Below are 12,687 nucleotides of genomic sequence, written 5' to 3'. Positions count from 1 at the left end.
AATATGACATCTACCTTTATGGGGCTTGAAACTGCAAGGCGGGCGTTAAGCGCTCAGCAGGCAGCATTAAGCACGACGGCAAATAACGTGGCAAATGCCAATACTGATGGTTATACAAGACAGCGTGTCTCATTGGAAGCAACTGACTATTTCCCTGCTGTATCAAAAAATGCAGAAAAAACCGCTGGACAAATGGGTACGGGCGTTCAAGGGAAGTCAGTTGAGAGAATAAGAGATATCTTTCTTGATTACCAGTACCGTCTTCAAAACAACAGTGCCGGATACTACGACACGAAAGCCAAAGCTCTGTCCCAAATGGAAGGCATCTTAAATGAGACAGACGGCAGCGGCTTAAACAGTGTGCTTAATTCGTTTTGGAATTCCTTGCAGGAATTATCGAATAATACAAACGAAGACAGTGCACGTTCTGTTGTCGCTGAAAAAGGAAAAGCTCTAGCAGAAACGTTTAATTATCTTTCTGAATCACTTACAAATGTTCAATCAAACTTAAAAGCAGAGCTAGATACGACTGTGTTGGATGTCAATTCGGTGCTTTCCCAATTAAACAGTTTAAATAAGCAAATTGCACAAGTAGAGCCGGTGGGGCTTCTGCCAAATGGTTTATATGATCAGCGGGATTTGCTGATTGATAAATTATCCTCAATGGTTGATATTAAAGTCAGCTATAACAAATCAGGCGGTAATGCACTTGCTTCTGCTGAAGGAACAGTATCAATTGAAATCCTCGATAAAAATAAACAGTCGCTGGGAACTGTTTTGGACGGTGAAAATTACGAGGTTTCAGAACTTGCAGCCAACTACGATAATGCAACTGGTTTAGTATCTAGTATCTCAATCGGGAACACTGCTGTACAGGCTGAGTCATTCAATAGCAAGGGATCTCTTTTAGGATTTATAGAGTCTTACGGTTATGTAACAGCAAACGGCGCAGAAAAAGGCGTATATCCTGACATGCTTTCTGACCTCGATAATATGGCACTTGAATTTGCGAAAGCGTTCAATGAGGTGCACCGAAATGGTTTGACCAAGAGCGGCGCACAAGGCGGGGACTTTTTTGAATTTACCGGCGGTGAAACTGCACCGGCAAAAGGAGCAGCAGGCAAGATTAAAGTAGCTTCCAGCATATCAGATTCAAGCGGCGCGAACATTGCTTTCTCACTGACTGGCGCAGCCAACGATAATTCAAATGCAATAAAACTAGCCAATGTGTTAACAGGTGATATAACCATTAATGGTAAAAAGACAAGTGTGCTGGATTACTATTCAGGTCTGATTGGCGAGCTGGGAATTAAAGCACAAGAAGCAAATCGTTTGTCGTCTAATACTGAAACACAGCTGAATGACGCGGACATAAACCGACAGCAAATGAGCGCAGTTTCTTTAGACGAAGAAATGACGAATATGATTCAATTCCAACACGCATACAATGCCGCTGCAAGAATGGTGACTTTACAAGACGAAATACTCGACAAAGTGATCAATGGCATGGGTGTAGGAGGAAGGTAGGTAGATCAAATGAGAGTAACACAAGGTATGATTCAGCAAAACTCATTGAGATATATCGGTTCAAGCTACTCAAAGCTGGATAAACTTCAATCACAGATTTCGTCGGGGAAAAAAATCTCAAAAGCTTCCGACGATCCTGTAGTAGCGATGAAAAGCCTGAAATATAATACGCAATTGTCTCAAGTGCAGCAATATCAAAGCAATGCTTCTCAAGCCTTTACATGGCTTGAAAACACAGAAACAAACATTACTGAAGGAATTGACATCTTGTCAAAGGTCAGAGACTTAGCGGTTAAAGCTCAAAATGATACAAACGGCGAAACAGAGAGGCAAGCGATTGGCGTAGAAGTGAAGCAGTTAAAGGATCAGCTTTTAAATATTGCCAATACGCAAGTGAACGGCAGATATATCTTTAATGGCACAAATTCAGACAAGCCTCCGGTTACAGATAACGGAGATGGTACTTATACAATTTCTGATACTGCTGATGTCGTTGTCAATATCTCTAATAATATGACATTGAAAGTGAATTCAGATCCAAAGTCAGCTTTTGGTGGTACTTCTGGAAGCGGACAGAATGTGTTTGAAATGCTTGACTCATTTGAGAAGGCGCTTAGTTCAGGTTCAGTCGATGGGATGAACAGCGTTTTAGATGATATCGATCAATTTTCTAACGGCATGAGCGCTGAACGTTCTGATCTTGGAGCTAGATATAATCGTCTTGAACTGGTTAATACAAGGCTTTCAGCTCAAGAAGAAACAGCTACAAAAGTGTTGTCAGACAATGAAGATGTAGAACTGGAAGAAGCAATAACGGAATTTATTGCGCAGCAAAGCGTGCACAGGGCTACTCTGTCTGTAAATGCGCAAATTGTTCAGCCTACATTGATTGACTTTTTAAAGTAAGCGGCTCTCAGGAGTTCGCTTTTTTTATAGTTCGGGAGGTAGAGTGATGCAAATCCCCAGATTGATTATGCATAGTGTTCAAGGGAAAATTGGTTTAACAACGACGCCCGCCAGCTTAAAAATGGAGCAGCCGCAAGCCGATCTTGAGATCCAGCAGCCAAACGCGGAAATGGAAATATCGGTGACACCTGGAAAACTCACGATTGACCAGACGCAAGCGTGGGAAGAATTAGACAGAAAACATATATTCAAACGGATTGAAGAAGCCGCCCAACAAGGCCGTGAGGATGTAATGCAGGGTATAGCCCGCACAGCAGAAGAAGGGGACGAGCTTATGAGAATTGAAAATAAGGGGAACCCAATCGCTTCACAAGCAAAGAGGAACTCTGAGATGCATCAGATTCAATTAGGTGAGAATTATGCTATTTCTCTTTCAAGGGTGAAAATACAATATACCCCGTCACAGCTTGATATTCAGATTACGCCGCGAAAACCTGTTATTGAGGCTGAACCGCGAAAACCAATTGTTGAATATACGCCGGGAGACGTTAAGGTTGACATGCTTCAATACCCTGATTTAAATATAGATGTAGAATACCCAAAAGAATCATCAGAAAAGTAAACAGAAAAGGATCGTGAACAATGATCATTCATACGAAATACCATGGCCAAATGAACGTAAAAGAGGAGCAAATTATTCTTTTTGAAAACGGGATTCCCGGCTTTATAGAGGAAAAACAGTTCGTCATTCTTCCGCTTTCAGAAGACTCTCCATTCGTGGCGCTGCAGTCCGTCACTTCGGAAAATCTTGCGTTCATCGTTGTAAGTCCGTTCATCTTTTTTAAGAATTATGAGTTTGATCTTGATGAATCAACTGCGGAACTTTTGGATATCGATCATATTGAAGATGTAGAAGTCATGACAATCTTGACCATGGCAGAGCCATTCGAAAAATCCACTGCCAATTTATTGGCTCCCATTATTGTAAATCGCAAAAACATGATGGCTAAGCAAGTCGTTTTACACGACTCCTCATATACGACAAAGCATCCGATTGGAGGAGAATCATGCTAGTTTTATCGCGGAAAATAAACGAAGCGATTCAAATAGGTGCTGATATTGAAGTGAAAGTCATTGCGGTTGAGGGTGATCAAGTGAAACTCGGAATTGACGCCCCGAAACATATCGACATTCATAGGAAAGAAATTTATTTGACCATTCAGGAAGAAAATAACCGTGCTGCAGCGTTATCCAGCGATGTGATCTCCGCATTATCCTCACAAAAAAAGTGAGGATTTTTTTATTTTTGTATTAACAAATTAAGAGACAATCCGATATTAATGATGTAGCCGGGAGGAGATGCGAAAGACTCCGCCAGTTATAAAAATGAGGCACAAGGACGTGCCTAAAAACATATTCAGGGAGGAACAAAACAATGAGAATTAACCACAATATCGCAGCACTTAACACACTAAACCGTTTAGGCTCAAACAACGGTGCTAGCCAAAAGAACATGGAGAAACTTTCTTCAGGTCTTCGTATCAACCGTGCGGGAGATGACGCAGCAGGTCTTGCGATCTCTGAAAAAATGAGAGGACAAATCAGAGGTCTTGATATGGCTTCTAAAAACTCTCAAGACGGAATCTCTCTTATCCAAACAGCTGAGGGTGCATTAACTGAAACTCACTCTATTCTTCAACGTGTTCGTGAACTAGTTGTTCAAGCTGGAAACACAGGTACACAAGATGGTACAGATCTTGGAGCGATCCAAGATGAGATCAAATCTCTAGTTGAAGAAATCGGTGGCGGAGCAAACGCTAACGGTATCTCCGACCGTACTGAATTTAACGGTAAAAAACTTCTTAATGGCGATTTCTCGCAAGCTGGCGGTAAATCATTAACATTCCAAATCGGAGCTAACAGCAGTCAACAGCTTTCTGTCAACATTGAAAGCATGGCAGCTACAGCAATTGGTGCTTTAGATACAGACGGTACGACACTTCTTACTGGACAAGCAGTATCTGACATCGACGTAACAAAATTCAAAGATAATGCGGCTGACACTGCTACTGTAGGATTCAATGCTCAACTTAAAACAGTTGATGACGCAATCAATACTGTTTCTAAACAACGTTCAAAATTAGGTGCGGTACAAAACCGTCTTGAGCACACAATCAACAACTTGAGCGCTTCTGGTGAAAACCTGACAGCTGCTGAGTCTCGTATCCGTGACGTTGACATGGCGAAAGAAATGAGTGAGTTCACAAAGAACAACATTCTTTCTCAAGCTTCTCAAGCGATGCTTGCTCAAGCAAACCAACAGCCACAAAACGTACTTCAATTGTTACGTTAATTTTAAAGAAGACCTTGGCGTTGCCAAGGTCTTTTATTTATATGTCTAACTCCGAATCATTCTCCATGCTGTCATTAACTCATGATATAATAACCGGATTCTCCACTAACTTATTATAAATGTATTTCCAAACAAGAAATTTAAAACGGAAGAGATTTTTTCCAAAAATATGTGTAATCTTATCTCGATTTAGTCGATATAAACGTTAGATTGGCGCATAGGGGATGATCAATTGAACATTGAAAGGCTCACTACGTTACAACCTGTTTGGGATCGTTATGATACTCAAATACATAATCAGAAAGATTACGAGAATAAAGTTCCTGCTCATCAAGTTTCATATACCAACCTTTCCGAAATGGTAGGGGAAATGAACAAGCTGCTGGAACCTTCGCAAGTTCACCTGAAGTTTGAGCTTCATGAGAAGTTAAATGAATACTATGTAAAGGTAATAGAGGACTCTACAAATGAGGTCATTCGTGAAATTCCGCCAAAACGATGGCTTGATTTTTATGCGGCTATGACTGAATATCTTGGGTTATTTGTAGATGAAAAAAAGTAGATTAGGAGTGGTTTGAAATGGTCACGAGAATAACAGGTCTGGCATCAGGAATGGATATAGATGATATCGTCTCAAAGCTGATGAAGACAGAAAAAGCGCCGCTTGACAGGCTGACACAAAAAAAACAGACTCTTGAATGGCAGCGTGACAGCTATCGTGAAGTAAATACAAAAATAAAAGAATTGCAAGATTATATGTCTAAAAATACGCTGACATATCCGAGTACGTATCAGAGCAAAACGGTGAAAAGCTCAGATGAATCTGTGTTAACTGCTACAGGAAACGCAAGTGCGCCAAACTCTTCTTCTACTGTTGAAGTAGCGAGCTTGGCAACCGCGGCGACGTATAAAGCAAATAATTATACGGGATACACACAAGGCGATTATAATTTGGCATTTAACGTTGTGGCGCCTGGTGAGACAACGGCAAAAACAGTAAACATCAGTGTGACAAGCACCGATACAATTGATAATGTGATTTCTAAACTTAATAGCTCTGATCTCGGAGTATCAGCATTTAAAGATAAAATTTGGAACGGCACCGCGTATGTGGAAACGATTGCGTTTTCTTCTAAAGCCACAGGTGCAGGCGGCAGCATACAGGCGGCAGATTCTGCTTCAGCCGACTTTATGTCTGGACAGCTTGGATTTTCTTTGGACGCCGATAATAAGCTAACTGCTTACAAAGAAGGAACAAATGCAAAAGTCACAATTAACGGCTTTGAAATGGAGAAGCTGACAAACAACTTTACAGTTAATGGTGTTACCTATTCGATCAGAAATACAACTGCAGCAACTGGTCCTGTTACGACAGCTGTTTCGACTGATGTTGACGGGATTTACAATCAAATTAAAGAGTTTGTAGACAAATACAATGAATTGGTTGACAGCCTGAATGGAAAGCTTCAGGAAGAAAAATACAGAGACTATACGCCGCTGACGAGTGAACAAAAAGAAGCAATGTCCGATAAAGAAGTAGAACTCTGGGAAGCAAAGGCGAAAAGCGGTTTGCTGAGAAATGATAGCAGTATCAGCACCGGTACGAACCAAATGCGGTCTGATTTTTATTCACAAGTAAATGCGGATGGGAAATCCTATCAATTAACTGAATTTGGCATCTCGACTTCAGGTACTTACCAATTGCGGGGACATCTAGAGATTAATGAAGACAAACTGAAAGCTAAAATACAAGAAGATCCGAAAAGCGTCGCAGCTTTATTTACAAGCGGGTCGAGCAGCAGCGCATATAGTGATAAAGGTATTATGAAGCGCATCGGTGACACGCTGAAAAGTACAGTGAAAAGTATCGAAGCAAAAGCCGGTAACTCTACAATGGGCGCCAATAACTACTCAATCGGTAAAAATTTAAACACGATCAGCACTGATATTATCAAAATGCAGGATCGGTTGAATTCGATAGAAAACCGCTACTATACAAAATTCAGTGCAATGGATTCTGCGATTCAAAAAATGAACGAACAATCGTCCTATTTATCACAGCTTCTTGCACAATAAATGTAATTTGGAGGATGACACATGGCGATCCAAAATCCTTATACAGCCTATCAGCAAAATTCAGTGAATACCGCTACACCCGGTGAACTGACGCTTATGCTGTATAATGGCTGTTTGAAATTTATACGACTTGCCTCTCAGGCCATTGAGAATGATGATATGCAACGAAAAAATGAAAATCTGATTAAAGCGCAAAATATCATTCAAGAATTAAATTTTACACTTAACCGCCACATAGAGCTTTCCGCTTCCATGGGTGCGATGTACGATTATATGTATCGAAGATTGGTACAGGCAAATATCAAAAATGATATGAGTATGCTGGCTGAGGTTGAAGGCTATGTAACAGATTTTCGGGATGCTTGGAAACAAGCCATTCAGAGTGAACGGAAGGACCGGCACGGATCAGGCGGAATCGCATGAAAAACATAGATCAACTGTACACTGAAACGCAGAGTATGCTGTCGCACATACAACAAACACCCGAAAGCGATGAACTTTTAAAGGAAATTGAAGACTTTGTGGCTAAACGGTCTGAACTGATTCAGGAAATATCTCTGCCGCTTTCAAGGGAAGAACAAAAGCAGATGAAGCTTGTTTTGGAATGGGACCAGGCTATTGTGAAGGAAATGGGAAGACTGAAGCAGTCAATCGCAGCAGAACTTCAGCAGGTAAAAAGAAAACGTACAATGCATACAACGTATTTAAATCCTTATAACAACATTACGATTGACGGCAGATATTATGACAAGCGTAAATAGGTGAGTGCCTTGAAGAGCATTGAAGATTATACGCTTTTATCAGCTTATTATCATCTTCTGTTTACTATTGAGGAAGGGCTATGTTATTTGATAGAGGCTGAACAGAATTTATCAAAAACAGAAGGGGATCGGATCTATCAAGATCTGATCCAAGCCTTTTTTTATTTGGATTCAACACATTCCACACTTCTCTTTATTATGGATTCGCGTTGTGCTGAAATTTGTGTGAAAGCATTTGACCAAATTTTTGCAGAGTTTGATCAACTGGTTTCTTTCTCTTTTCCCTCTCATGAGTTCTGCGAGTATTTAAAAGAACATTTTCTGAATCATTATAGAAAATGGATGCTGTCTATACACCAATGTATGGAACCTTTTGTTATCAATTAGGCGTGTGTGAGGTATTTGTTTCTTTTCATCAGCATATACATATACCTCCGAACCGCCAATGCAGAAGGAAATATCAAACACAATTCGACAAAGTTCACTGAATTTTCACAAAAAATTTACGTTTTGGCAGGATTGTTGCAGGGTAAAGGAGAAATAGATACATATCCTTAATAAAAGGGAGGCGTTCTTTGATGAACTATAACATCAGAGGAGAAAATATTGAAGTGACACCCGCGTTAAAGGATCATGTCGAGAAGAAGATCGGCAAGCTGGAGCGTTATTTTGACCATAGCGTGAATGCTGATGTGAACGTCAACTTGAAGTTTTACAATGACAAGGAGTCTAAAGTTGAGGTTACAATTCCGATGACAGATCTAGCGCTTCGGTCCGAGGTGCATAACGAGGATATGTACAACGCAATTGATCTCGCTACAAACAAACTGGAACGTCAAATCCGCAAGCATAAAACGAAAGTAAACCGTAAATTCCGTGAGCAGGGCTCTCCGAAGCATTTATTGGCAAACGGCCTTGACTCTGATACAGATATTGCGGTTCAGGATGAAATTGAAGAGGATGAGAGCTTGGACATTGTCCGTCAGAAGCGCTTTAATTTAAAGCCGATGGATAGTGAAGAGGCGATCTTGCAAATGAATATGCTCGGCCATAATTTCTTTGTTTTCACAAATGCGGAAACAAACCTAACAAATGTCGTGTACCGCCGAAATGATGGGAAATATGGCTTGATTGAACCGACTGAATAATGAAGAGAAGCCTTCCGTAATGTCCGCGGAAGGTTTTTGTTGTTTCTTATTTGCAAATTCTTTGGAAATAACAAAAGGTATGATATGATAATGAGAGGTATACATGGACTAGTAAATTATTTATACATGCCTGCAAAAACAGGCATGTGATGATAGAGGAGCGTTATAAATGCTTGGAATTTTAAATAAAATGTTTGATCCAACAAAACGTACGCTGAATAGATACGAAAAAATAGCTAACGACATTGATGCGATCCGCGGAGACTATGAAAATCTCTCCGACGAGGAGCTGAAACATAAAACGATTGAATTTAAAGAGCGCCTTGAAAAAGGGGCGACAACTGATGATCTTCTTGTTGAAGCATTCGCCGTTGTTCGGGAAGCTTCGCGCCGCGTAACCGGCATGTTTCCGTTCAAAGTCCAGCTCATGGGGGGCGTGGCGCTTCATGACGGAAATATCGCGGAAATGAAAACAGGGGAAGGGAAAACGTTAACCTCTACTCTGCCTGTTTATTTAAATGCATTAACAGGTAAAGGCGTACACGTCGTGACTGTCAACGAATACTTGGCAAGCCGTGACGCTGAGCAGATGGGGAAAATTTTCGAGTTTCTCGGTCTGACTGTCGGCTTGAATTTAAACTCAATGTCAAAGGATGAAAAACGGGAAGCTTATGCCGCTGACATTACTTACTCTACAAACAACGAGCTTGGCTTCGACTATTTGCGTGACAATATGGTTCTTTATAAAGAGCAGATGGTTCAGCGCCCGCTGCATTTTGCGGTCATTGATGAAGTTGACTCTATTTTAATTGATGAAGCGAGAACACCGCTAATCATTTCTGGACAAGCTGCAAAATCCACTAAGCTGTACGTACAGGCAAATGCGTTTGTCCGTACGTTAAAAGCGGAGAAGGATTACACGTATGACATCAAAACAAAAGCTGTTCAGCTTACTGAAGAAGGCATGACGAAGGCGGAAAAAGCATTCGGCATCGATAACCTCTTTGATGTAAAGCATGTCGCGCTCAACCACCATATCAACCAGGCCTTAAAAGCTCACGTTGCGATGCAAAAGGACGTTGACTATGTAGTGGAAGACGGACAGGTTGTTATTGTTGATTCCTTTACGGGACGTCTGATGAAAGGCCGCCGCTACAGTGAGGGGCTTCACCAGGCGATTGAAGCGAAGGAAGGGCTTGAAATTCAAAATGAGAGCATGACCTTGGCGACGATTACGTTCCAAAACTACTTCCGGATGTATGAAAAGCTTGCCGGTATGACGGGTACGGCTAAGACAGAGGAAGAGGAGTTCCGCAACATCTACAACATGCAGGTTGTCACGATTCCTACTAACCAGCCTGTTGTCCGTGACGATCGTCCGGATTTAATTTACCGTACGATGGAAGGAAAGTTTAAGGCCGTTGCGGAGGATGTCGCACAGCGTTACATGACGGGGCAGCCTGTTCTTGTCGGTACGGTTGCGGTTGAAACATCTGAATTGATTTCTAAGCTTTTGAAAAACAAAGGGATTCCGCATCAAGTATTAAACGCCAAAAACCATGAACGTGAAGCGCAGATCATTGAAGAGGCCGGCCAAAAAGGCGCAGTTACAATTGCGACAAACATGGCGGGGCGCGGAACAGATATTAAGCTTGGCGAAGGTGTAAAAGAGCTTGGCGGTCTCGCTGTTATCGGTACAGAACGACACGAATCACGCCGGATTGACAATCAGCTTCGAGGGCGTTCCGGACGTCAAGGAGATCCGGGGATCACCCAATTTTATCTTTCTATGGAAGATGAATTGATGCGTAGATTCGGAGCTGAGCGGACAATGGCGATGCTTGACCGTTTTGGCATGGACGATTCTACTCCAATTCAAAGCAAAATGGTGTCCCGCGCGGTTGAATCGTCTCAAAAACGTGTCGAAGGCAATAACTTCGATTCACGTAAACAGCTTCTGCAATATGATGACGTTCTTCGCCAGCAGCGCGAGGTCATTTATAAGCAGCGCTTTGAAGTTATCGACTCTGAAAACCTGCGTGAAATCGTTGAAAATATGATTAAATCTTCTCTCGAACGGGCAATTGCGGCTTATACACCAAGAGAAGAACTTCCAGAGGAGTGGAAGCTTGACGGTCTTGTGGAGCTTGTCAACACGACTTACCTTGACGAAGGCGCGCTTGAGAAGAGTGATATCTTTGGCAAAGAACCTGATGAAATGCATGAACTCATCATGGATCGCATCATGACCAAATATGATGAAAAAGAAGAAAAATTCGGTGAAGAACAAATGCGTGAATTCGAGAAAGTCATCGTGCTTCGCGCCGTCGATTCAAAATGGATGGACCATATCGATGCGATGGATCAGCTCCGTCAAGGGATTCACCTTCGTGCTTACGCGCAAACAAACCCGCTGCGTGAGTATCAAATGGAAGGCTTTGCGATGTTTGAGCATATGATTGAATCAATTGAGGACGAGGTCGCAAAATTTGTGATGAAGGCTGAGATTGAAAACAATCTTGAGCGTGAAGAGGTTGTACAAGGCCAGACAACGGCTCATCAGCCGCAAGAAGGCGAAGAAAGCAAAAAAGCGAAGAAAGCACCGGTTCGTAAAGTGGTTGATATTGGCCGAAATGCACCATGCCACTGCGGAAGCGGAAAAAAATATAAAAATTGCTGCGGCCGGACTGAATAGTTCGAGTCAGGCAAGTTTTTGACCGCGGCGCTTTGAGCGCCCGCGGATCTTTTAATGAGGTGAATAGGAATGGAATTATCAGAAATCAGGGCAGAGCTCGAAAATATGGCTTCTCGTTTAGCGGACTTTAGGGGGTCTCTTTGACCTCGAATCAAAAGAGGCCCGCATTGCTGAGCTAGATGAACAAATGGCTGATCCGGAATTCTGGAACGATCAGCAGAAAGCCCAAACGGTCATCAACGAAGCAAATGGTTTAAAGGATTATGTCAATTCCTATAAAAAATTGAATGAATCCCATGAAGAATTGCAAATGACTCATGATCTTTTGAAAGAAGAGCCGGACTCAGACCTCCAGCTTGAGCTTGAAAAAGAATTAAAATCATTAACAAAAGAGTTCAATGAGTTTGAGCTTCAGCTTCTGCTCAGTGAGCCGTATGATAAAAACAACGCAATTTTAGAACTGCACCCTGGTGCTGGCGGTACGGAGTCACAGGACTGGGGCTCAATGCTTCTCAGAATGTATACCAGATGGGGAGAACGCCGCGGCTTTAAGGTGGAAACGCTCGATTACCTTCCGGGTGATGAAGCGGGAATCAAGTCAGTCACATTGCTGATCAAAGGACACAATGCCTACGGTTATCTCAAGGCGGAAAAAGGTGTCCATCGTCTCGTGCGAATTTCACCGTTTGATTCTTCAGGCCGCCGTCATACATCATTCGTATCTTGTGAAGTCATGCCTGAATTTAACGACGAGATTGATATTGATATCCGTACGGAGGATCTTAAAGTTGATACGTACCGTGCAAGCGGAGCGGGCGGGCAGCACGTCAACACGACGGATTCAGCGGTTCGGATTACGCACTTGCCGACGAATGTGGTTGTAACGTGCCAAACAGAACGCTCACAAATTAAAAACCGTGAAAGAGCCATGAAAATGCTGAAGGCCAAGCTGTATCAGCGCAGAATTGAAGAGCAGCAGGCAGAGCTGGATGAAATTCGCGGTGAACAAAAAGAAATCGGCTGGGGAAGCCAAATCCGCTCTTATGTATTCCATCCGTATTCCATGGTAAAAGACCATCGGACCAATACAGAAATGGGGAACGTTCAAGCGGTAATGGACGGTGACATTGATACATTTATTGATGCCTACCTGCGTTCTAAGCTTTCATAAGCATAAAACACACCTGATATATGGGACTGACCCCATAAGATGAGACAAAT

General features: G+C 42.1%; 14 protein-coding genes. All 14 read left to right on the top strand.

All coding sequences use genetic code 11. The features are described 5' to 3' along the window. The first annotated feature begins 3 nt into the window (after nucleotides 1-3). The 14 genes from flgK to prfB all read left to right on the top strand — a co-directional run bounded on the left by flgK (nucleotide 4) and on the right by prfB (nucleotide 12,637). Nucleotides 4-1,527 carry a flagellar hook-associated protein FlgK gene (gene flgK / locus G4P54_RS18245; RefSeq protein WP_167873443.1) on the top strand — a complete coding sequence of 508 codons (1,524 nt, stop codon included), beginning with the start codon at nucleotides 4-6 and terminating at the stop codon, nucleotides 1,525-1,527. 9 nt (nucleotides 1,528-1,536) lie between these two features. Then, complete coding sequence (gene flgL / locus G4P54_RS18240; protein ID WP_167873442.1) at nucleotides 1,537-2,433, top strand: flagellar hook-associated protein FlgL; 897 nt, start codon at nucleotides 1,537-1,539, stop codon at nucleotides 2,431-2,433. A gap of 46 nt (nucleotides 2,434-2,479) precedes the next feature. Continuing rightward, entirely contained in the window at nucleotides 2,480-3,055 is a 576-nt protein-coding gene (locus G4P54_RS18235) for a DUF6470 family protein (protein WP_167873441.1), read from the top strand. Between the two features lie 20 nt (nucleotides 3,056-3,075). Then, nucleotides 3,076-3,507, top strand: coding sequence for a flagellar assembly protein FliW (fliW, locus tag G4P54_RS18230; RefSeq protein ID WP_167873440.1), 432 nt, complete (start codon nucleotides 3,076-3,078; stop codon nucleotides 3,505-3,507). Continuing rightward, nucleotides 3,501-3,725 carry a carbon storage regulator CsrA gene (csrA, locus tag G4P54_RS18225; protein WP_003219727.1) on the top strand — a complete coding sequence of 75 codons (225 nt, stop codon included), beginning with the start codon at nucleotides 3,501-3,503 and terminating at the stop codon, nucleotides 3,723-3,725. Before fliW ends, csrA begins: the two co-directional genes overlap by 7 nt. Nucleotides 3,726-3,868: 143 nt before the next feature. Then, nucleotides 3,869-4,786: a flagellin Hag gene (gene hag / locus G4P54_RS18220; RefSeq protein ID WP_167873439.1), complete on the top strand. Its 918-nt coding sequence runs from the start codon at nucleotides 3,869-3,871 to the stop codon at nucleotides 4,784-4,786. 232 nt (nucleotides 4,787-5,018) lie between these two features. Next, nucleotides 5,019-5,348: a flagellar protein FlaG gene (flaG, locus tag G4P54_RS18215; RefSeq protein ID WP_024714205.1), complete on the top strand. Its 330-nt coding sequence runs from the start codon at nucleotides 5,019-5,021 to the stop codon at nucleotides 5,346-5,348. A gap of 17 nt (nucleotides 5,349-5,365) precedes the next feature. Further along, nucleotides 5,366-6,862, top strand: a complete 1,497-nt coding sequence (locus G4P54_RS18210; RefSeq protein ID WP_167873438.1) for a flagellar hook-associated protein 2 — start codon at nucleotides 5,366-5,368, stop codon at nucleotides 6,860-6,862. Nucleotides 6,863-6,883: 21 nt separating this feature from the next. Beyond that, a complete protein-coding gene (gene fliS, locus G4P54_RS18205; RefSeq protein ID WP_167873437.1) occupies nucleotides 6,884-7,285 on the top strand; it encodes a flagellar export chaperone FliS in 402 nt (133 codons plus the stop codon). Then, nucleotides 7,282-7,623: a flagellar protein FliT gene (gene fliT / locus G4P54_RS18200; RefSeq protein ID WP_024714202.1), complete on the top strand. Its 342-nt coding sequence runs from the start codon at nucleotides 7,282-7,284 to the stop codon at nucleotides 7,621-7,623. Before fliS ends, fliT begins: the two co-directional genes overlap by 4 nt. A 9-nt stretch (nucleotides 7,624-7,632) precedes the next feature. Then, the gene (locus tag G4P54_RS18195) at nucleotides 7,633-8,010 is read left to right on the top strand and encodes a DUF8042 domain-containing protein (RefSeq protein ID WP_024714201.1); all 378 of its coding nucleotides are present in this window, start codon (nucleotides 7,633-7,635) and stop codon (nucleotides 8,008-8,010) included. A gap of 191 nt (nucleotides 8,011-8,201) precedes the next feature. After that, the gene (gene hpf / locus G4P54_RS18190) at nucleotides 8,202-8,771 is read left to right on the top strand and encodes a ribosome hibernation promotion factor (RefSeq protein ID WP_024714200.1); all 570 of its coding nucleotides are present in this window, start codon (nucleotides 8,202-8,204) and stop codon (nucleotides 8,769-8,771) included. Nucleotides 8,772-8,940: 169 nt separating this feature from the next. After that, complete coding sequence (gene secA, locus G4P54_RS18185; RefSeq protein WP_024714199.1) at nucleotides 8,941-11,466, top strand: preprotein translocase subunit SecA; 2,526 nt, start codon at nucleotides 8,941-8,943, stop codon at nucleotides 11,464-11,466. 69 nt (nucleotides 11,467-11,535) lie between these two features. After that, a protein-coding gene (gene prfB, locus G4P54_RS18180) for a peptide chain release factor 2 (RefSeq protein WP_111909799.1) occupies nucleotides 11,536-12,637 on the top strand; the annotation gives its coding sequence in 2 pieces (ribosomal slippage) (nucleotides 11,536-11,607 and nucleotides 11,609-12,637; 1,101 coding nt in all). The last annotated feature ends 50 nt before the right edge of the window (nucleotides 12,638-12,687 follow it).

This window comes from Bacillus tequilensis, from assembly GCF_012225885.1.
In the GTDB taxonomy this organism is placed as follows: domain Bacteria; phylum Bacillota; class Bacilli; order Bacillales; family Bacillaceae; genus Bacillus; species Bacillus tequilensis.
The sequence above is the reverse complement of the archived record's forward strand: the minus strand, read 5'-3'. Positions and strand labels throughout refer to the sequence as shown.

Excerpts from the sequence above, each read along its gene's own strand:
- fliS (WP_167873437.1), top strand. The coding sequence starts at position 6,884 with ATGGCGATCCAAAATCCTTATACAGCCTATCAGCAAAATTCAGTGAAT.
- csrA (WP_003219727.1), top strand. The coding sequence starts at position 3,501 with ATGCTAGTTTTATCGCGGAAAATAAACGAAGCGATTCAAATAGGTGCT.
- G4P54_RS18210 (WP_167873438.1), top strand. The coding sequence starts at position 5,366 with ATGGTCACGAGAATAACAGGTCTGGCATCAGGAATGGATATAGATGAT.
- flgK (WP_167873443.1), top strand. The coding sequence starts at position 4 with ATGACATCTACCTTTATGGGGCTTGAAACTGCAAGGCGGGCGTTAAGC.
- flgL (WP_167873442.1), top strand. The coding sequence starts at position 1,537 with ATGAGAGTAACACAAGGTATGATTCAGCAAAACTCATTGAGATATATC.
- hag (WP_167873439.1), top strand. The coding sequence starts at position 3,869 with ATGAGAATTAACCACAATATCGCAGCACTTAACACACTAAACCGTTTA.
- fliT (WP_024714202.1), top strand. The coding sequence starts at position 7,282 with ATGAAAAACATAGATCAACTGTACACTGAAACGCAGAGTATGCTGTCG.
- secA (WP_024714199.1), top strand. The coding sequence starts at position 8,941 with ATGCTTGGAATTTTAAATAAAATGTTTGATCCAACAAAACGTACGCTG.
- hpf (WP_024714200.1), top strand. The coding sequence starts at position 8,202 with ATGAACTATAACATCAGAGGAGAAAATATTGAAGTGACACCCGCGTTA.
- fliW (WP_167873440.1), top strand. The coding sequence starts at position 3,076 with ATGATCATTCATACGAAATACCATGGCCAAATGAACGTAAAAGAGGAG.
- G4P54_RS18235 (WP_167873441.1), top strand. The coding sequence starts at position 2,480 with ATGCAAATCCCCAGATTGATTATGCATAGTGTTCAAGGGAAAATTGGT.